The following is a 17,447-nucleotide window of genomic DNA, read 5'->3' as shown; positions in this document are numbered from 1 at the left end:
CACAACCCCCGCCGAGCAGCGGTTACATCCTGGTACGCGCCCGCACGCGAAGGTTCGTCGGCATTTCTCCTACGGCATTCCCCGTAACAGGGGAGCGCAAAGTCTCGCCCACCCGCCGCGCGCCTCGCACGGCCTTTTCCGGCGAGTACTGATGATCGCCGCATGGGGGACATCGGCCGTTCGGCGGCGGGACGCGAACTGGGCATGCGGCGCGCCATCTCACGCCGCGACTTCTTCGACGGGGTGGCGGTGACGGCGGGGGTCGCGGCCGTGGGCGTCCCGGAACTGGCAGGGACGGCCTACGCCGCCGCGTCGGCCCCGGCGGCGTCCGGGTTCCACGGCGGCACCTCCCAGGCGCTCAGCGTGCTCCACGCGCTGCGGGACGGCCGCTTCTGGCAGCACGCGGACCCGCCCGTGCCGACCGGGGAGTCCTACGACCTGGTCGTGGTCGGCGCCGGGCTGAGCGGGGTGACCGCCGCCCACGAGTGGCTGCGCCGCCACCCGCGCGCGCGGGTGCTGATCCTCGACAACCACGAGGCCGCCGGCGGCCACGCGCAGCGTCCCGGCTCCGGCTGGACGGCGGCGCCCGCGACCTGGACCCCCGAGTTCGGCGAGCTGCTCGACCGGCTGGGCCTCGCGGCGACCCCCTGCCAGGAGTGCGGCGCCGACGACAGCGTGATGTGCGACCGCGAGACGTTCCCCGTCGAGACGCTGGTGAACACCGGCGCGCCCGCGGACGGGTGGATCGGCCGGCTGCCCGTCGCCGACGACGCCAGGGCGGACCTGCTCCGCCTGTACGCGGGCGGGCCCGACCCGTTCCCCGGCCTCTCGCCCGAGGACAAGCAGGAGCGCCTGGCCGGGCTCACCTACTCCCGCTACCTGCTGGAGACGCTGGGGGTGCACCCGGACGCGGAGCGGTTCTGCCGGACCATGCCCAGCGCCGCCTGGGGGTACGACGCCCGCGCACTGGGGGCGGTGGACGCCTGGGGGCTCGGCTGTCCCGGGTTCGCCGGGCTCGGCCTGGACGCGGGCAAGCCCTCACCGTTCAACGCGCCCACGGTCGCCAAGGAGTGGGGCACGGCCGGCCGGGTCGCGCACCTGCCCGGCGGGCTGCACGGGCTGGTCCTGGCGATGCTGGACGGGCTGGGCCGCAAGGTCCGGCTGCGGCTGTCCAGCCCGGTGGTCTCCGTGCGCAACGACGGCCCGGCCGAGACCGCGGCCTCCGCCACCGTCGGCTACTTCGACGGCCACGAGGTCAGGTCCGTCGGCGCCGGGGCGGTGATCCTGGCCTGCTGGCACGCGGTCGTCCCGCACCTCGTCCCCGATCTGCCCGGCGACCAGCGCGAGGCGCTGCGCGCGGCGGTCAAGACGCCGCTGGTGGAGGCCGTGGTGCGGCTGCGGAGCGGGGACGCCTGGCGGAGGCTCGGCGTCGCCCGCACCCGCTGGACCGGGGCGTACTGGAGCCTGAGCGAGCTGGTCCGCCACTCCGGCGACGGCGTCACGGCGCGCCTGGTGGCCGCGCCCTGCCGGTCGGAGCTGGGCCCGGCCGAAGGATCGGCCGCCGGGCGTCAGGCGCTGCTGCGCACCCCGTACGAGACGCTGGAGTTCTCGGCGCGTGACCAGCTCGCGCGGCTGCTCGGGCCGGCCGGGTTCGATCCCGGCAGGGACGTCGAGGCGGTCGCGATCTACCGGTGGGGCCATGGGTTCTCGCCCGAATACTGCCGTCCCTGGCACGCGTTCCACCCCGACGGGCCGTCGCCGGCCGAGACGGCGCGCAGGCGGTTCGGCAGGATCGCCCTGGCCGGGTCGGACTCGGCGCCCGCCGCCAGGGCGGACGCGGCCGTCACCGCCGCCTGCCGGGCCGTGCGGGAACTGGCGGGGTGAGGCGGGCGGTCATACCCTCGTGTCCTTCTTGAGGCTTACATCGGTAATCGCGTTGAACATCCCTGTTGCTCCCACTGCGGTGGATGCTTAATCGGTGCTAGTCTCCTGTGCGATCTTCCGGAGGTGTATTCACACAGAGGTTGTGAAAATGCCCTCGACTCCGAGGTTGGGACATGGGCTCGCAAAACCGGTCAATTCGGTTCAAGATCTTCTTATTGCTGCTGTTACCCCTCCTGTCCTTGAGCGCGCTCTGGGGCTTCGTGCTCAACCTCACCGTGAGCGACGGCTGGTCGTTGCTGCGCGGCGACACCCTCTACCGGACGGTCGGCGTCACCTCCACCGACCTGGGCCTCGAACTCCAGGCCGAGCGGGAGCGCACGCTGATCAAACTCACCGACGGTAGGCCCAGCGTCGACCTCGGCGAGCAGCGCGGGCGCACCGACGCCGCGCTCAACACCTTCCGCGAGGCCATCGCCGAGGCCGACGTCGACCTCACCGACGGCCTGCGCACCCCGCTGAGCACCCTGCAGGCCGAGCTGTCCCGGCTGCCCGCCATCCGCACCGGCGTCGACGGCGGCTTCAGCACCAGGATGCTCGGCCTCAACGAGTACAACCGGGTGCTCGACGCCATGTACCGGTTCTACGACCACCTCGCCCCCGCCCCCGAACTGGCCGTCTACCAGCAGGTCGCCGCGCTGCAGACGATGAGCAACGCGCACGAGTTCCTGCTCAGGGAGCACGCCCTCATCCGCGCCGCCCAGCTCGACGGCCGGATCACCGAGCCCGAGGCGGCCGCGTTCACCGAGTACGCCTCCTCCAGGAAGTTCCTGCACGCGCGCGGTCAGGCGAGCCTCGACGTCGAGCTGCGCCGGCCGTACGAGGAGCTCTTCAAGAGCGAGGCGTTCCTGACCTTCGCCACCATGGAGGCCAGGATCATCAGGAGCGGCGCGCCGCCCCCCGACACCACGAGCTGGAACGACGCCACCGGCAAGGTGATCGCCCAGCTCGACGCGATCAGCGCCCGGACGGCCGCGCAGCTGGGCGGCAGGGCCGCCGACGCGGCCACCGCCACCCAGGTCCAGATCGGCGTCGCCGGCGGCGTCGGCCTGGTCGCCGTGCTGGCCTCCATCATCATCTCGGTGCGCTTCGGCCGCCGGCTCGGCGCCGAGCTGGCCGGGCTGCGCTCGGCCGCCGTCGAGCTGTCCGAGCGCCGCCTGCCCGAGCTGATCAGGCGGCTCAGCCGGGGCGAGGAGGTCGACGTCGCCGAGGAGGCCAAGCCGATCCAGGTCAGCGGCTCCGCGGAGATCAGCGACGTCGCGGGCGCGTTCGGCGCGGTCCAGGCCACGGCGGTGCGCGCCGCCGTCGGCCAGGCGGCGCTGCGCCGCGGGCTCGGCCAGGTCTTCCTCAACCTCGCCAGGCGCAAGCAGGGGCTGCTGCACCGCCAGCTGTCGGTGCTCGACGCCATGCAGCGGCGCACCCACGACCCCGACCAGTTGGAGGAGCTCTTCCGGCTCGACCATCTCACCACCCGCATGCGGCGGCACGCCGAAAGCCTGATCATCCTGTCCGGCTCGGCTCCCGGGCGGGCCTGGCGCAAGCCGGTGCCGGCGATCGACATCGTCCGGGCGGCCATCGCCGAGGTGGAGGACTACACCCGGGTGGACGTGGCGAGCATGCCCGGCAGCGCGATCGACGGCCTGGCCGCCGCCGACCTCACCCACCTGATCGCCGAGCTGGTGGAGAACGCCACGATCTACTCGCCGCCCGACACCGCGGTCCAGGTCCGCGGCGACCGCGTCAGCAACGGCTACTCCGTCGAGGTGGAGGACCGCGGGCTCGGGCTGCAGCAGGAGGAGTACGACGCCTACAACCGCATGCTGTCGGACCCTCCGGAGTTCGACCTGGCCGACAGCGACAGGCTCGGCCTGTTCGTCGTCGCCAAGCTGGCGCAGCGGCACTCCATCAAGGTGCTGCTCCGGCGATCACCGTTCGGCGGCACCACCGCCATCGTGTTCGTGCCGGACAAGCTCGTCTCCGACCAGCGGGAACTGCCCGCCGCCGCGGACGACGGGCTGCCTTCGCTGCCGAGCCGGACCAGAAGGAAGGCCCTGGCGGTCGTGAGCGGCACGCACGCCGGCTTGCCAAGGCGGGTCCGGCAGGCCACATTGTCATCCCGAAAGTCATCCCGAGAGTCATCCCAAAAGTCATCCCGAATGTCATCCCGGCTCCAAGACGGCCAGCCGTCCGAGCCGGAGCCTGAGCGAAAGAACGAACGCTCTCCCGACGAGGTGCGCGACCTGTTCTCCGCGTTCCAGCGGGGAACCCAGCGCGCCCGAGAAGAAGCTGATGAGGAGGGGGAGGCATGAGCGTGCCGACGACCAACACCGGTGAGCTGAACTGGCTCCTTGACGACCTGACGACCCGGGTGGGCGCCGTCAGGCAGGCGGTCATCCTGTCGACCGACGGCCTGGCCGTCGGCTACTCCAAGGGACTGACCCGCGAGGACGCCGAGCATCTGTCCGCCGTGGCCGCCGGTTTCCAGAGCCTGGCCCGGGGCACCGGCCGCCACTTCGGCGGCGGTGACGTACGCCAGACCATCGTGGAGATGGAGTCGGCGTTCCTGTTCGTCACGGCCGCCGGCCAGGGCACGTGCCTGGCCGTGCTCGCCGACGCCAACGTCGACGTGGGCCACATCGCCTACGAGATGGCGATGCTGGTCAAGCGGGTGGGCCAGCACATCACGACCAACCCCCGAGCGATGCCATGAGCGATACCCCGCAGTGGCTGGACGAGGACGCGGGGCCGATCGTGCGGCCCTACGCCCTCATCCGAGGTCGTACGAGGTCGTCGGGGGACAGTCTCGACCTCGTCGCGACCGTCCGCGCCGTGGGGGACGCTCCGGACGACCTCTCCCCCGAGCAGTCGCTCATCCTGAGGGCGGCTCGCACCCCGATCTCGGTGGCCGACGTGGCCGTCGAGGTCGACCTGCCTGTCGGCGTCGTCCGGGTGCTCCTGGGCGACATGCGTGACCAAGGCCTCATCTCGGTGTCGGCCCCCTCAACGGCGGGATCGCGCCCGAGTGAGGGCATTCTCAAGGAAGTGATCAATGGACTCCGTGCTCTCTGAGGACCCCGTCGCGCTCAAGATCCTCATAGCGGGCGGCTTCGGCGTGGGCAAGACCACCCTGGTGGGGTCGATCAGCGAGATCAGGCCGCTGCGCACGGAAGAGGTGCTGTCCGACCGCGGGGTCGGCGTCGACGACCTCGACGGCGTCGAGGCCAAGACCACCACGACCGTGGCGATGGACTTCGGCCGCATCACGATCCGGGAAGGGCTGGTCGTCTACCTGTTCGGCACCCCCGGGCAGGAGCGGTTCTGGTTCATGTGGGACGAGCTGTCCTACGGCGCGCTGGGCGCGGTCGTGATCGCCGACACCCGGCGGCTGACCGACTGCTTCCCCTCGGTCGACTACTTCGAGCAGCGCGGCACCCCGTTCGTGGTGGCGGTCAACTGCTTCGACGGCGCCGACCAGCACAGCGTGGACGACGTGCGCATCGCCCTCGACCTGGACGACGACGTGCCCGTGATGCTGTGCGACGTGCGGCGGCGCACCTCGGCCAAGGAAGTCATGATCACGCTCGTGGAGCACTCGCTCCGCACGCTGACCACGACCGGCTAGAGCGCGCGCAGGCCGTTGATCACTTCACGCAGCAGGCTCTCCGAAGGCGTCGCGGCCTTGGACCGCGGCGCCTTCACCGCCACCAGGCCGTAGTCGAGCAGGTCGCCGAGCAGCACCCTGACCACCGCCACCGGCAGGTCCAGCTCGGCCGCGACCTCGGCGACCGGCCTGGCGTGCTGGACCAGGCAGCCCAGCAGCCGGCGGTGCTGGACGCCCAGCTCGGCCTTCGGCGGCGCGGGCCGGCCGGTGAGCGACACGGTGGCCAGCATGTCGAGCCCGGTGGACAGCGCCTTGGCCGCGGGCCTGGTGCGTCCGCGGGTCACCGCGTACGGGCGCACGACCGGCCCGGCCTCCTCGTCGACCCACTCGTGCTCCCGACTCACGATGGCGTCCCCCCGTCCTGGTCACTGTCCTGACGTCCGCGCTGCCAGCCCGACTGGAGCGAGGAGAGCAGCGCCCTGGTCTCCTCCGGCGAGCGTTCCGGCGCCGCCGGGGCCTGCTGCCCGGCGGCCGGCGCGTCGGCCTGGGGCGCCGGCCCCGGGACGCGCTTGCTGGTCCGCACCCGGCGCGGCAGGCCGGAGTCATGGGCCTGCTCGGGGGCGCGCTTGCTGGTCCGGACCCGGCGCGGCAGCCCGCCGGGTCCGGAGCTGCGGGCGAGCCGGACGTCCGAGGGTGAGCCGCCCTCCGGCGGCGCCTCCCTGCCGGCGGCCGACACCGCGACGGACTCCAGCTCGGGCGGCTCGGGGGGCCGGATCGCGGGCATCGGCTGGATCAGGTGCGCGGGCACCAGCACGATCACCGTGGTCCCCCCGTACGGCGACGGCTTGAGCGTGACGCTCACCCCGTGCCTGGCCGCCAGCATGCCGACCACCGCGAAGCCGAGCTGCTCGGTCCGCGCCGGGTCGAACTCGGGCGGGCCGGCCAGCCGCCGGTTGACGGCCTCCCTGGCCTCGTCCGTCATGCCCAGCCCGCGGTCCTCGATCTCGACGGCGAAGCCCCTGCCGACCAGATCGCCGCGGATCGACACCTCGCTGCCGGACGCGGAGAAGGCGGCCGCGTTCTCGATCAGCTCGGCGAACAGGTGCATGAGGTCGGCCACCGCCTCGCCCCCGACGCCGCACTCCGGCATCGGGTAGACGCGCACCCGGGTGTACTCCTCGACCTGGGCGGCGGCCCCGCTCAGCACCTCCTCCACGCCGATCACGCCGCGCCAGCGCCGGCCGACCGTGCCGCCGGACAGCAGCACCAGGCCCTCGGCGTGCCGGCGCATCCGGGTGGTCAGGTGGTCGAGCCTGAACAGGCGCTCCAGCGCCTCCGGCTCCTCGGTCTCCCGCTGCATCTCGTCCAGCAGCTTGAGCTGGCGCTGGACCAGCGACTGGCTGCGCCTGGCCAGGTTGCGCAGCGCCTCGGCCACGCCCTCGCGCAGCCGGGCCTGTTCCACGGCGGCGTCGACGGCGGTGGCCCGCACGCTGTCGAACGCGGCCGCCAGGTCGGCCACCTCGCCGGTGGCGCCCGCGTCCACCCGGATCGGGGGCACCTCGGCGGCGGGGTCCACCTGCTCGCCGCGGCGCAGCTTGCCGACCACGCACGGCAGGCGCACCTCGGCCAGCTCCCCGGCGGAGCCGCGCAGCGCCGCCAGCTCGCGGGAGATCCGCCGGCCGACCCGTACCGAGACCACGATGGAGAGGATGACGGCGACTAGGCCGAGCGCGCCCGCGACGGCGGCGCGCACGATGATGGCCATGCCGGCGGGCTCCATCCGGGCCAGCAGGATGTCGCCGGCCCGGTAGAGGCCCTGGGTGAAGTCCTCCAGCACCGGTTCGACCGCGCCCCGCCACAGCCGCAGGTCGACCGGCTGGCCGCCGACGTAGGACCGCAGCGCCCGCTCCATGGTCCCGTAGGCGCCGCCGGCGGCCATGCTCTCGAGCGGGGCGCGCATCTCGGCGTCCAGGTTGGCCAGGGCCTTGGGGAAGAGGTACGTGCGCGCGCCGTCGATGCCGGCCAGCATGTGGATCTCGGTCATGGTCCAGCCGTCGCCGTCCACGGCGGAGTTGCCGGCGACGATCAGGGCGTGCTCGCGGCTGAGCAGCTCGCGCACCTGCGCGGCCATGATCAGGCCCTGGGCCTGGCGGGCCAGCTCGACGTCGGTGCTGACGGTCATGGCCGAGTAGAGCCGGTCGATGGTGTCCGGGATGGTGGCGTACTCGCTGATCAGGGTGTGCGGGGCGAGCTGCCGGCCGTCGACCTCGCTCCGGATCTCGGGCAGCCGGTCGAGGACCTTGAGTACCTCGGCGAGCCGCGCCTTCATGGCGTCGTCGAGCGAGGCCTGGGTGTCCTCGGCCGTCGCGCCGTCCACCAGCCGCTGCTTGACCTCGTCCACCTTGGCGCGGGCCTCGGCCAGCTTCTTGGCGTCGGTCGTGGTGCCGGCCAGCAGCTCGGCGGAGGCCAGGCGCTCGGCCTGGAGGTTGACCACCAGGAAGTCGGCGTGATCGACGATCCCCGTCCAGAAGGTCTCGACCTTGAGGAGGTTGAGCGCCTCCCTTGACGTCGTGCTCGCGGCGAACCCCCAGAGCGCGACCAGGGAGACCAGCGGGATGACGAGCAGCGCCGAGATCTTGAATCGGATGGATCTGCCCGATGCCATGACACCTGCTCCCGGATAGAAGATCGCGGGAGAGAATAGCACTCATCGAGGCCGAGAAAAGATCAACTAGCGATAAATCTGTGATATGTCGGAAATTTGACGACGGTACCCATCCAGGCCACGCGAAGCAGCCAGATCGCCAGCACTGCCAGCAATGCCACCTCCGCGCCCAGCAGCGCCCGCTCCACCAGTCCGATCATGACCCGCTCCCCCGGCAGCGCCACGTACGTGATCGCCAGCAGCCCGATCCCGCCCGCCAGGGCCACCCACTCGACGGTCCTGGCCACCGGCCGCCACACCCGGTCGCGGGCCAGCCGGGGCACCAGCAGCGCCCCCGCCGCCGGCAGGCTGACGAACGCCGCGATCGACACGTACCGGTGGATCTGGGCCGCGACCGTCGGGTCGTCGCCGAACGGTGTGGTCGGGACCGCCGCCGCCACCAGCAGCGCCCCCGACCACACCATGAGCAGCCCCTCCGGCATCCCCCTGACCGGAGCCCTCACGGACCGCAGCCCCGCCAGCAGCGCCAGCGAGCCGAGGGCGACCGCCGCCATCGCGAACTCCGTGACGCCCCCGCGGCTCGCCACGGCGTACTCGCTCACGGTCGCGTTCAGCGGGTCCAGGTACGGGCCGGAGCCGAACTGCGCGGCCACCACGCCGGACACACCGGTCGTCAACGCCGCGAGCGCGACGATCGGATAGGCCCTCGGGCCCAGGGAGAACCGGCCGCCTCCGGTGAGAGCCGGCGCGGAGCTTCCCTCGGTCACTGTGGTCATGGCACCGAGTCTTCCCCCGACGCGGCCCGGGGACATCCGGCGTCGTCCCCTACCTCACCCTGATCGATCCCTGAGTTGCCGGGCCGCGCTGTCGAGGAGCATGTCCAGCGCCGCCGGGTAGCCGCTGTCGTTCATCCTGGCCACCAGGAGGGGCGCCGTGGCGGCGATGTGCGGGTGGGTGACGGCCGGGAGCCGGGCGTAGGTCTCCTGCCAGACCTGCTCGTCGGCCCTCCTCGTCGCCTCGGGCAGCGCGAGCGAGGCGGCGTCGAGGACGGCGAAGGCCAGGCTCTGGTCGATGAACGCGTGGTAGACCCGCACCGCGTCGGCATCGGGGAAGCCGGCGGCGCGCAGGATGCCGAGGATCGTCTCGTCCACCGCCACCTCGTGCGGGCGGCCCGCCACCCGGCTCGCGGTCAGCACGGCCGCCTGCGGGTGCGCCAGGTAGGCCCGGTAGATGCTCAGCCCCAGGGCCCGCAGGTCGGCCAGCCAGTCGCCGGTCGCCCGCCAGCCCTCCAGCGCGGCCGCGAACAGCGCGTCGGCGATGGCCAGGGTCAGGTCGTCCATGCCGCGGAAGTAGCGGTAGACGGTGCTGGCGTCGGCGCCCAGCGCCAGCCCCAGCCGCCTGGCCGTCAGACCGGCCGCGCCGTGCTCCCTGAGCATGCGCAGCGCGGTGTCGATGATCAGGTCGTGGCTCAGCACCCGGCCCTGGCGGGTGGGCCGGCGCCGCCGCCGCGCCGCGTCGGGCACCACGCGCTTCGGCATGCCCCTCCTTATGCCAACACCATTGACGTTGACCAGCTTAATGGCATTTCCTGGACCCGCACCCCCCTGTCACCAGGAGTGATCATGCGTATTCTGCTCGTGGGCGCCGGCGGTGTGGGCACCGCCGTCACCCGCATCGCCACCCGCCGCGCGTTCTTCGACCATATGGTGGTCGCTGACTACGACCTGTCCAGGGCGCAAGCGGCCGTCGCCGCGCTCGACCCCCGCGAGACCCGTTTCACCGCGGTCCAGGTCGACGCCTCCGACCGGTCGGCGGTCATCGACCTGCTTCTCGACCACCGGTGCGACGTGCTGCTCAACGCCACCGACCCCCGCTTCGTGATGCCGCTGTTCGAGGCGGCGCTCGCGGGCGGGGCGCACTACCTCGACATGGCGATGTCCATGTCGAAGCCGCACCCCGAGCGCCCGTACGAGAAGGTCGGCGTCAAGCTCGGCGACGAGCAGTTCGCCCGCGACGACGACTGGCGGCGGGCCGGGCGGCTCGCGCTCGTCGGGATGGGCGTCGAGCCCGGCCTGTCGGACGTGTTCGCCCGCTACGCCGCCGACGAGCTGTTCGACGAGATCGAGGAGATCGGCGTCCGCGACGGCGCCAACCTCACCGTCGACGGCTACGAGTTCGCCCCGTCGTTCTCCATCTGGACCACGATCGAGGAGTGCCTCAACCCGCCGCTCGTCTACGAGCGCGACCGCGGCTGGTTCACCACCGAGCCGTTCAGCGAGCCGGAAGTGTTCGACTTCCCCGAGGGCATCGGCCCGATCGAGTGCGTGAACGTCGAGCACGAGGAGGTGCTGCTGGTGCCCCGCTGGGTGGACGCCGGGCGGGTCACCTTCAAGTACGGGCTGGGCGAGGACTTCATCTCCCGGCTCAAGACCCTGCACGAGCTGGGCCTCGACGGCACCCGGCCGGTCACCGTGCTGACCGACCGCGGCCCCGCCCGCGTCTCGCCGCGGGACGTGGTGGCCGCCGTGCTGCCCGACCCGGGCGAGCTGGGCGACCGGATGCACGGCAAGACCTGCGCCGGCACCTGGGTGAAGGGCGTCAAGGACGGCCGGCCGCGCGAGGTGTACCTCTACCACGTGGTGGACAACCAGTGGTCGATGCGGGAGTACGGCTCGCAGGCCGTGGTCTGGCAGACCGCCGTCAACCCCGTCGTCGCCCTGGAGCTGATCGCCACCGGCGCCTGGCAGGGCGAGGGCGTGCTCGGCCCCGAGGCGTTCGCCCCGCGCCCCTTCCTGGACCTGCTCGTGGAGCACGGATCCCCCTGGGGCCTGCGCGAGCAGTGATCGGCACTCGGTGGAAGACGCGCTCCCCGGCCGCGGGGCCGGGGAGCGCGTCCCGCGTCACAGGCCGGACGGGTCGCGCCCCACGCTGATCTCCTCGGCGATGCGTCTGATGTCGTCGCCGGTGATGCCGGGGGCCGGGGGAAGCTGCCGCACCAGCGCGTCGATCACCACGGGCACCGGCCGGCCCGCCAACCGGCCCGCGATGCCGTGGACCGTGCGGAACAGCGCGTCTTCTTCGGACATCCCCATCTCCTCATACGACTACCGGGGCCACGCTACGACGTGGCACCGACAGTTTCCGGCTACCGCTCCAGCGTGTCCCGTACCGTGGCGCAGATCTCGTGCAGGTCGCGGACCTGCTCGGGCGTGAGCACGTCGAACAGGACGCGGCGCACCTCCTCGACGTGGCCCGGCGCGGCCTCCTCCAGCGCCGCGAAGCCCGCGTCGGTGAGCACCGCGACGTTGCCGCGCCGGTCCTCGGGGCAGCGGTCGCGGCGGACCCAGCCGCGCTCCTCCAGCCGGGCCACCGCGTGCGAGAGCCGGCTCTGCGAGCTCTGCGCCTTCGCGGCCAGCTCGCTCATCCGCAGCGCCCGCTCCGGTGCCTCGGACAGGGCCACCAGGATCATGTAGTAGGCGTGCGGCATCCCGGCGTCGCGCTGCAACTGCCGGTCGAGGGCCTCGTGCACGCGCTGGGTCGCCACCAGGAAGCTCCGCCAGGCGCGCTGCTCGTCGTCGTCCAGCCATCGGGTCACATCTGACAATTTACTTGAACTCTCATATACTTGTGGTGAATCCAGCCCAAGAGGAGATCACCATGCCCGTCCAGCGGCTCAACCACGCGGTCCTGTACGTGCGCGACGTCACGCGCAGCGTCGCCTTCTACCGCGAGGCCCTCGGCTTCGAGCCGGTCATGGAGCTGCCCGGCGCCGCGTTCCTCCAGGCCGAAGGCTCGACCAACGACCACGACCTCGGGCTGTTCCAGATCGGCGCGGCCGCCGCGCCCTCACCCGCCGGGCGCACCGCCGTCGGGCTCTACCACCTGGCCTGGGAGGTCGACACGCTCGACGAGCTGGAGCGCGTCGCGGCCAAGCTGACCGAGCTCGGCGCGCTGGTCGGCGCCTCCGACCACGCCACCACCAAGGCCCTGTACGCGCGCGACCCCGACGGGCTGGAGTTCGAGGTCTCCTGGCTGGTGCCCGCCGCCATGATCGACGACGAGCTGCTCGCCGCCCGCGCCCGCATCCTGCCGCTCGACCTGGCCGCCGCCAAGGAACGGTTCGGCGCCCGCACGCGCGGCGGCGTCGGCGTGTCCATTCCGGCCTGACCGAACCGGGCGCGACCGGGTTACCGTGGTCAGTGACCGGTTCCTCTCCTGGAGAACGTCATGCCGAGGGATCCTGACCACGTGCTCGACGCCATCGACGGCGTCGTCGACGAATGGGAGACGCTGAGCGCCGACGCCATGCGCTGGTCGCCTCCCGAAGACAAGAGCGACGACCTGCTGCGCGAGGTGACCGACATCCTCGGGCCGCTGGCGAACGCCCTCACCGACGCGTTCCGCCCGCTGGGCGACGCCGTGAACCGCGTCCTGGAGGAGCTGCTCCCCGACGACCAGGGGCCCTCCTACGACCCGGACGACGACGAACGCTAACCCGTCCTGCGCCGGCGAGCCCTGCGCGGGTAGGCCTTGGCGGCCTCGGCCAGCCTGGCGGCGTGCTCGGCCTGCTTGCGCCAGTGGCCGTAGGCGTCGCCACGCCGGGCCAGCCGGTCCAGCTCGCGCACCGTGGCCAGCGGGACGAACGCGGGCTCGGCGTCCCGCCACGGGGTGCCCGGCAGCGGCATGAACGTGTGGGTGTGGATTCGCGCCCCCAGCTCGGCCAGGTCGGCGGCCAGCTTCAGCGACGCCTCCTGGTCCTCGGCCTCCTCGCCCGGCATGCCGAAGATGAAGTCGACGTTCGGCCGGAAGCCGTGCTCCACCGCGATCCGCACCGCGTCCCGTACCGGCGAGGTGTCGTGTCCGCGCCCCGAGGCCGCCAGCACCCGGTCGGAGCCCGACTGCGCGCCGATGATCAGGTTGTCGTTCGCCACGTAGCGCTTGAGCAGCCGCATCGCCTCGGGCGTGACATGCTCGGGCCGCACCTCGGAGGGGAAGCTGCCGAAGAACACCCGGCCGTGCGGCGGCAGTTCCTCCTTGACCCCGGCCAGCAGTTCCTCCACCGCGTCCAGATCGGGATCAGGGCCGGGCGACCCGTACGAGAGCGAGGTCGGCGTGATGAACCGGACGTCGCGCAGCCCGTGGCCGGCCATCGCCCGCACGTGCTCGCGCACGCTCACCACCGACCGGTGACGGAACTGGCCGCCGAACATGAACGGCGTCTGACAGAAACGACAGGTGTAGCGGCACCCGCGGGTGATCTCGATCGGCCCGAACCGGCCGCGCCGCGCCGGGAACGACGGGAACGCGTCCAGCGGGAGCTGGGGCGCCGCCCGGGTGCGCAGCGCCACCCCGTCGGCGTCCCTGAGCGCGAGCCCGGGGACGTCCGTGAGCGGGTCGCCGCAGCGCAGCGCGGTGACCAGCGAGACGATCGTCGACTCGCCCTCGCCGATGCCCGCCAGGTCCCACCCGGCGTCGATGACCTGCTGCGGCTCGGCGGTGGCGTGCACGCCGCCGGCGATGTGCAGGACGCCGTCGCGGTCGGCCAGCGCCCGCACGGCGGCCAGCTCGGCGGCCATCGCGTCGGCGTCGGGCGAGTAGAACGACCACAGCACCAGCACCCGATCGGCCCGGCTGCCGGCGATGTGCGCCGCCGTCTCCTCGACGGTGGTGCCGAGGCTCAGGCCGTGCTCGACCTCGGCGGTCTCCAGCGCGGCGAGCAGCGCGTGCACGCCGTAGGTCACGGCTTTGCGATATCGGACCACCACGTCAACAGCGAGCGCCACGCCGTGCAGCGTAGCCGACGACGACCGGCCCGGACGCCGCCGTGGTCCGGGCCCCTTGGGCGGGTTCAGGGGGCGAAGCGCCGGGTCGCCGCCTTCAGGGCGTCGCCCATGCCGCCGCCGGTGCCGTGACCGGCCTCCTCCACGATCACCAGGTCGCAGCCGGGCCAGGCCTTCGACAGCTCCCAGGCGGTCCGCAGCGGGCTGCTCAGGTCGATCCGGCCGTGGACCAGCACGCCCGGCACGTGGCCCAGCTTCTCCACCCCGGCCAGGATCTCGCCGTCCTCCAGCCACGCGTGGTGGCGCCAGTAGTGGGTGACCAGCCGCGCGAACCGCATCCGGAACACCGGGTCGGCGTAGCGCGGGTCGGGCCGGTGATCGGCGTGGACCCGTACGTGCGAGTCCTCCCAGTCGCACCAGTCGCGGGCGGCCTTCTCGCGGACGGCCGGGTCGGGGTCGGCGAGGAGCCGGGCGTAGGCGTCGACGAGCCGCTCGCCGCGCAGGTCCGCCGGGACCGCGTCGCGGAACCGTTCCCACTCCTGGGGGAAGTAGCGCCCCACGCCCTCGGTGATCCACTCGACCTCGGACCGGCGGGTGGTCGCCACGCCCGCCATGACGATCTCGCTGACCCGCACTTCCCGCCGGGCGCGCCGTGGAGCTCCCAGTGCACGTGGTTGCCGTCGCCCACGTCGAGCATCATCGCGTTCCCCCAATATCTGACAGTGCTGTTATATTAGTGGACGTCATGACAGAGAACTTCACGCTGGGCACCCTGCTCCGCCACCTGAGCGAAGTGATGGACGGCGCCATCGCCGGGCACTACGCCGACCGGGGCCTGCCCGACTACCGGCCGCGTTTCTCCCCCGTCGTGCGACTCCTGGCCGCGCGGGGCCCGATGGCCATCCACGACCTGGCCGGGGCCATCGGCGTCACCCACTCCGCCGCCAGCCAGACCGTGGCCCAGATGCGCCGGTCGGGCTGGGTGTCCCTGGAGAAGGGCGCCGACGCCCGCCGCCGCATCGTCCACCTGACCGACAGGGCGCTCGGGGCGCTGCCGGACATCCAGGCCGAATGGGACGCCACCGAGCGAGCCGTCGCGGACCTCGACGCCGAACTGCCCGTGCCGCTGGCCGAAGTGGTCCGCGCCGCGCTGGACGCGCTCGACCGCCGACCCTTCAGGGCGCGGATCGAGGACGGCCTGAAAACGACCTGATCTTGTCGGTCGCGCCTGCGATAGTGACGGGGTGTTCCACACCTCCCCGATCTCTCTCGTCCCCTGCCATGTCCGTCACCTGCCGGCCGGCGCGATCGAGCTGATGCCGATCGTGCTGCCCATGACCCTCACGGCCGCCCAGCGCCGCAGCCTGGCCGCCATCCTGCTGGAGGGCCTCGACGACGACACGGCCCCCGCCACCGCCGCCGAGCTCTGCCTCAGCTAGCCCAGCCTGGCCCGATAGACCTGGCGGGCGCGGTCGTAGAGCGCCACGTGGTCGTCGTACTGGTCCTGGGCGGCGAAGACGCCCGACTCGCGCAGCACCGCCTCCAGCCGGTCCAGCCAGTCGAGACACCACAGCACGTCCTCCTGCCGCGCCACGTGCGTGCCCGCCACGTTCAGGTAGACGGGGCTCGTGTGCGCGTACGCCCCGCCGGTGTGGAAGCTGCGCGGGTGCGGCCCTCCGGTGGCGACCGCGACCACGTACGTCGGCTCGCCCGCCTCCAGCACGGCCGTCAGGCGGCCGGGCGGCCCCTGGGCCAGCACGCCGTCGGCGGTGCGGATCTCCAGGTTCCCGACCTCGGGGCCGACCGACGTGACCGTGACCTCCACCCGCTCACCCGGCGCCAGGTCCAGCGTGTCGCCGGGGGCGTGGCCGTTCACGCTCAGCCCGAGCCACGGGCCGGTGGTGGCGAAGGTGCGGCCCATGAGGATCGCCTCGGCGAACGACTCGGCGGTCAGCGGGCCGTCCACCCGGGCGTACACGCGCTCCCATCCGGGCGGGCCTGACGAGGTGCCGCGGTGGCAGAACGACAGCACCGCGTCGGTGCCGGCGGTCACGGTCAGCCGGTTGCCCGCGCCGATCAGGCGGCGGTAGACCGTGGCCGTCGCGGTGATCGAGGAGTGGTTGAGCACGTCCAGCGTGTCGATCAGGCCGAGCGCGGCGTCCGCGACGATCTCCCTGGCCGAGCAGTTGCGCCCGCGCGCCACCGCCTTCTCCGGCGGGTCGGTGTCGGAGACCGGCAGGTGGAACGGGTGGCCGTAGCCGAGCACGGCGCCCAGCCGGTGCAGTTCCTCGCAGGCGACCGCGTTGGGGGGCCAGTCGACGTCGCCGGAGAAGCCGGTGTGGAAGCGCTCCGGCAGTCCCCGCAGCCCGAACGCGCCGACGTGGCCCACCAGGTCGTTGCGGTACTCGACGCCGATCCTGGCCAGGTGGCGCTCGTCCGACCACGGCAGGTCGCGGCCCACCCAGTGTTCGAGCGCCTCACGGTCGTAGACCCGCGCGCTCGCCACGTTCCCCGCGACCAGGTTCAGCACGTGCAGGTCCTCGCCGTGCTGGGCGAGCGCGGCCAGCTCGGGCGCGGCGGGCTCCTCGCCCATCCAGTTGAGGTGGACGTGCATGTCGCCGCCGTACCAGCCGTGGGCCGCCGCGTCGTACAGCCGCTCGGGGGTCAGCTCGACCACGGTCTCCGCGCCGGCCGCCGGGGTCAGCTCGGCCTCGGCGGTGGTGTACTCCATGCCGCGGGTCACCGTCACCCTGATCGGCTCGGCCGGCACCGCCACCACGAGGTCGTCGCCGTGGAAGTAGGGGGTGCCGTGCCCGTCGGCCTTGGGCGGGCGGCCCTGGGGATACCAGCCCTGCCCGCCGGCCGACGTCACGCTCCACCGGCACGGGAACCCGGCGCGCAGCCGCACCGCGGCCGCCGGCGCCCGCCTGGTCAGCGGCGCCAGGTCGACCGGGCCCCCGTCGGCGACGACCTCACGGCACACGCCGACGATCCTCGCGCCGCGGGGCGGAAGCTCGTACGGCTCCCCGTCGACGACCACCGTGGCCGGCTCGTCCCGGCTCGAGTCCAGCAGCAGCCACGTACGGACCGGCGCGTCGCCGAGGATCACCCGCGCGCGGGCCTCCAGCGCGACGCCCCCGGGCCGCAGCCGCAGCGCGGGCAGGGCGGCGATCAGCTCGCCGCCGAGCGCGTCGCGGACCAGCAGGTCGGGGTCCACCTCGCCCATCCGGTCGTCGATCTCGTCCTGCGACGCCCCGGGCAGGCGCTCGGCGAGCTGCCGCATGCCGGTGCCCCAGTAGTCGTGGTGCTGTTCGAGAAAGAGAGTGGCCCGCGCCTGGACCACGTACGACAGGGACTCCTCGCCCCAGAGGACGCCGTGCCGGTCACGAAGGGCTCGATAGTCGGCCAGCGCGCGGGAGACGGTCTCGGGAAGCAGCGGATCGTCACACATCGGACACTC

The 17,447-nt window shown here is 72.8% G+C and carries 19 protein-coding genes; 10 read left to right on the top strand and 9 right to left on the bottom strand.

What is annotated here, in order from left to right; all coding sequences use genetic code 11:
* The first annotated feature begins 162 nt into the window (after nt 1-162).
* From ACQEUU_RS04395 to ACQEUU_RS04375, 5 genes are all read left to right on the top strand, one after another.
* On the top strand, nt 163-1,884 hold the full coding sequence (locus ACQEUU_RS04395; protein ID WP_433060614.1) for an NAD(P)-binding protein: 1,722 nt from the start codon (nt 163-165) through the stop codon (nt 1,882-1,884).
* Between the two features lie 215 nt (nt 1,885-2,099).
* Entirely contained in the window at nt 2,100-4,250 is a 2,151-nt protein-coding gene (locus ACQEUU_RS04390) for a sensor histidine kinase (RefSeq protein WP_433060611.1), read from the top strand.
* Nucleotides 4,247-4,651 (top strand): roadblock/LC7 domain-containing protein, encoded by a 405-nt coding sequence (locus ACQEUU_RS04385; protein ID WP_148036208.1) that lies wholly within the window; start codon nt 4,247-4,249, stop codon nt 4,649-4,651. Before ACQEUU_RS04390 ends, ACQEUU_RS04385 begins: the two co-directional genes overlap by 4 nt.
* Nucleotides 4,648-5,010 carry a DUF742 domain-containing protein gene (locus tag ACQEUU_RS04380; RefSeq protein WP_433060608.1) on the top strand — a complete coding sequence of 121 codons (363 nt, stop codon included), beginning with the start codon at nt 4,648-4,650 and terminating at the stop codon, nt 5,008-5,010. The genes ACQEUU_RS04385 and ACQEUU_RS04380 overlap by 4 nt, the downstream gene beginning before the upstream one ends.
* Entirely contained in the window at nt 4,991-5,563 is a 573-nt protein-coding gene (locus ACQEUU_RS04375; RefSeq protein ID WP_433060605.1) for a GTP-binding protein, read from the top strand. The genes ACQEUU_RS04380 and ACQEUU_RS04375 overlap by 20 nt, the downstream gene beginning before the upstream one ends.
* On the opposite strand, the gene ACQEUU_RS04370 is transcribed toward ACQEUU_RS04375, so the two are convergent.
* The 4 genes from ACQEUU_RS04370 to ACQEUU_RS04355 form a co-directional block, all read right to left on the bottom strand.
* Complete coding sequence (locus ACQEUU_RS04370) at nt 5,560-5,946, bottom strand: DUF742 domain-containing protein (RefSeq protein ID WP_433060602.1); 387 nt, start codon at nt 5,944-5,946, stop codon at nt 5,560-5,562. The two genes, ACQEUU_RS04375 and ACQEUU_RS04370, sit on opposite strands and share 4 nt — an antisense overlap.
* Nucleotides 5,943-8,207, bottom strand: a complete 2,265-nt coding sequence (locus ACQEUU_RS04365; RefSeq protein WP_433060599.1) for a sensor histidine kinase — start codon at nt 8,205-8,207, stop codon at nt 5,943-5,945. The genes ACQEUU_RS04370 and ACQEUU_RS04365 overlap by 4 nt, the downstream gene beginning before the upstream one ends.
* 62 nt (nt 8,208-8,269) lie before the next feature.
* Nucleotides 8,270-8,983 (bottom strand): DUF998 domain-containing protein, encoded by a 714-nt coding sequence (locus tag ACQEUU_RS04360; RefSeq protein ID WP_433060596.1) that lies wholly within the window; start codon nt 8,981-8,983, stop codon nt 8,270-8,272.
* A gap of 54 nt (nt 8,984-9,037) precedes the next feature.
* Nucleotides 9,038-9,745 (bottom strand): TetR/AcrR family transcriptional regulator, encoded by a 708-nt coding sequence (locus tag ACQEUU_RS04355; protein WP_433060593.1) that lies wholly within the window; start codon nt 9,743-9,745, stop codon nt 9,038-9,040.
* An 84-nt stretch (nt 9,746-9,829) separates the two neighbouring features.
* Between ACQEUU_RS04355 and ACQEUU_RS04350 the strand changes: the two genes are divergently transcribed.
* On the top strand, nt 9,830-11,050 hold the full coding sequence (locus ACQEUU_RS04350) for a saccharopine dehydrogenase family protein (RefSeq protein ID WP_433060590.1): 1,221 nt from the start codon (nt 9,830-9,832) through the stop codon (nt 11,048-11,050).
* A 57-nt stretch (nt 11,051-11,107) separates the two neighbouring features.
* Here the strand turns inward: ACQEUU_RS04350 and ACQEUU_RS04345 are convergent, their stop codons facing one another.
* Nucleotides 11,108-11,293: a hypothetical protein gene (locus ACQEUU_RS04345; protein WP_270152514.1), complete on the bottom strand. Its 186-nt coding sequence runs from the start codon at nt 11,291-11,293 to the stop codon at nt 11,108-11,110.
* A 59-nt stretch (nt 11,294-11,352) separates the two neighbouring features.
* Nucleotides 11,353-11,802, bottom strand: coding sequence for a MarR family winged helix-turn-helix transcriptional regulator (locus ACQEUU_RS04340; protein ID WP_433060586.1), 450 nt, complete (start codon nt 11,800-11,802; stop codon nt 11,353-11,355).
* A gap of 35 nt (nt 11,803-11,837) precedes the next feature.
* Here ACQEUU_RS04340 and ACQEUU_RS04335 point away from each other — a divergent pair, with 35 nt between their 5' ends.
* Both ACQEUU_RS04335 and ACQEUU_RS04330 read left to right on the top strand, forming a co-directional pair.
* Nucleotides 11,838-12,374, top strand: a complete 537-nt coding sequence (locus tag ACQEUU_RS04335; RefSeq protein WP_433060583.1) for a VOC family protein — start codon at nt 11,838-11,840, stop codon at nt 12,372-12,374.
* 60 nt (nt 12,375-12,434) lie between these two features.
* Nucleotides 12,435-12,701: a hypothetical protein gene (locus ACQEUU_RS04330; RefSeq protein WP_433060580.1), complete on the top strand. Its 267-nt coding sequence runs from the start codon at nt 12,435-12,437 to the stop codon at nt 12,699-12,701.
* Here the strand turns inward: ACQEUU_RS04330 and ACQEUU_RS04325 are convergent.
* Together ACQEUU_RS04325 and ACQEUU_RS04320 are read right to left on the bottom strand one after the other, a co-directional pair.
* Nucleotides 12,698-13,990: a TIGR04013 family B12-binding domain/radical SAM domain-containing protein gene (locus ACQEUU_RS04325; RefSeq protein ID WP_433060577.1), complete on the bottom strand. Its 1,293-nt coding sequence runs from the start codon at nt 13,988-13,990 to the stop codon at nt 12,698-12,700. The two genes, ACQEUU_RS04330 and ACQEUU_RS04325, sit on opposite strands and share 4 nt — an antisense overlap.
* Nucleotides 13,991-14,055: 65 nt before the next feature.
* Entirely contained in the window at nt 14,056-14,601 is a 546-nt protein-coding gene (locus ACQEUU_RS04320; RefSeq protein ID WP_433060574.1) for a hypothetical protein, read from the bottom strand.
* 131 nt (nt 14,602-14,732) lie between these two features.
* Here ACQEUU_RS04320 and ACQEUU_RS04315 point away from each other — a divergent pair, with 131 nt between their 5' ends.
* Complete coding sequence (locus tag ACQEUU_RS04315) at nt 14,733-15,200, top strand: MarR family winged helix-turn-helix transcriptional regulator (protein WP_433060571.1); 468 nt, start codon at nt 14,733-14,735, stop codon at nt 15,198-15,200.
* Nucleotides 15,201-15,231: 31 nt separating this feature from the next.
* Entirely contained in the window at nt 15,232-15,426 is a 195-nt protein-coding gene (locus ACQEUU_RS04310; protein WP_433060568.1) for a hypothetical protein, read from the top strand.
* Here the strand turns inward: ACQEUU_RS04310 and ACQEUU_RS04305 are convergent.
* Nucleotides 15,423-17,438: a CehA/McbA family metallohydrolase gene (locus tag ACQEUU_RS04305; protein ID WP_433060565.1), complete on the bottom strand. Its 2,016-nt coding sequence runs from the start codon at nt 17,436-17,438 to the stop codon at nt 15,423-15,425. The two genes, ACQEUU_RS04310 and ACQEUU_RS04305, sit on opposite strands and share 4 nt — an antisense overlap.
* Nucleotides 17,439-17,447 lie beyond the last annotated feature (9 nt).

This window comes from Nonomuraea sp. CA-218870, assembly GCF_050936535.1.
In the GTDB taxonomy this organism is placed as follows: Bacteria; Actinomycetota; Actinomycetes; order Streptosporangiales; family Streptosporangiaceae; genus Nonomuraea; species Nonomuraea corallina.
The sequence above is the reverse complement of the archived record's forward strand: the minus strand, read 5'-3'. Positions and strand labels throughout refer to the sequence as shown.

What these genes read in the sequence shown, in the direction of transcription:
- ACQEUU_RS04350 (WP_433060590.1), top strand. Translation starts at nt 9,830, where the DNA reads ATGCGTATTCTGCTCGTGGGCGCCGGCGGTGTGGGCACCGCCGTCACC.
- ACQEUU_RS04315 (WP_433060571.1), top strand. Translation starts at nt 14,733, where the DNA reads ATGACAGAGAACTTCACGCTGGGCACCCTGCTCCGCCACCTGAGCGAA.
- ACQEUU_RS04320 (WP_433060574.1), bottom strand. Translation starts at nt 14,601, where the DNA reads ATGGCGGGCGTGGCGACCACCCGCCGGTCCGAGGTCGAGTGGATCACC.
- ACQEUU_RS04345 (WP_270152514.1), bottom strand. Translation starts at nt 11,293, where the DNA reads ATGTCCGAAGAAGACGCGCTGTTCCGCACGGTCCACGGCATCGCGGGC.
- ACQEUU_RS04305 (WP_433060565.1), bottom strand. Translation starts at nt 17,438, where the DNA reads ATGTGTGACGATCCGCTGCTTCCCGAGACCGTCTCCCGCGCGCTGGCC.
- ACQEUU_RS04355 (WP_433060593.1), bottom strand. Translation starts at nt 9,745, where the DNA reads ATGCCGAAGCGCGTGGTGCCCGACGCGGCGCGGCGGCGGCGCCGGCCC.
- ACQEUU_RS04380 (WP_433060608.1), top strand. Translation starts at nt 4,648, where the DNA reads ATGAGCGATACCCCGCAGTGGCTGGACGAGGACGCGGGGCCGATCGTG.
- ACQEUU_RS04330 (WP_433060580.1), top strand. Translation starts at nt 12,435, where the DNA reads ATGCCGAGGGATCCTGACCACGTGCTCGACGCCATCGACGGCGTCGTC.
- ACQEUU_RS04375 (WP_433060605.1), top strand. Translation starts at nt 4,991, where the DNA reads ATGGACTCCGTGCTCTCTGAGGACCCCGTCGCGCTCAAGATCCTCATA.
- ACQEUU_RS04365 (WP_433060599.1), bottom strand. Translation starts at nt 8,207, where the DNA reads ATGGCATCGGGCAGATCCATCCGATTCAAGATCTCGGCGCTGCTCGTC.
- ACQEUU_RS04385 (WP_148036208.1), top strand. Translation starts at nt 4,247, where the DNA reads ATGAGCGTGCCGACGACCAACACCGGTGAGCTGAACTGGCTCCTTGAC.
- ACQEUU_RS04395 (WP_433060614.1), top strand. Translation starts at nt 163, where the DNA reads ATGGGGGACATCGGCCGTTCGGCGGCGGGACGCGAACTGGGCATGCGG.
- ACQEUU_RS04360 (WP_433060596.1), bottom strand. Translation starts at nt 8,983, where the DNA reads ATGACCACAGTGACCGAGGGAAGCTCCGCGCCGGCTCTCACCGGAGGC.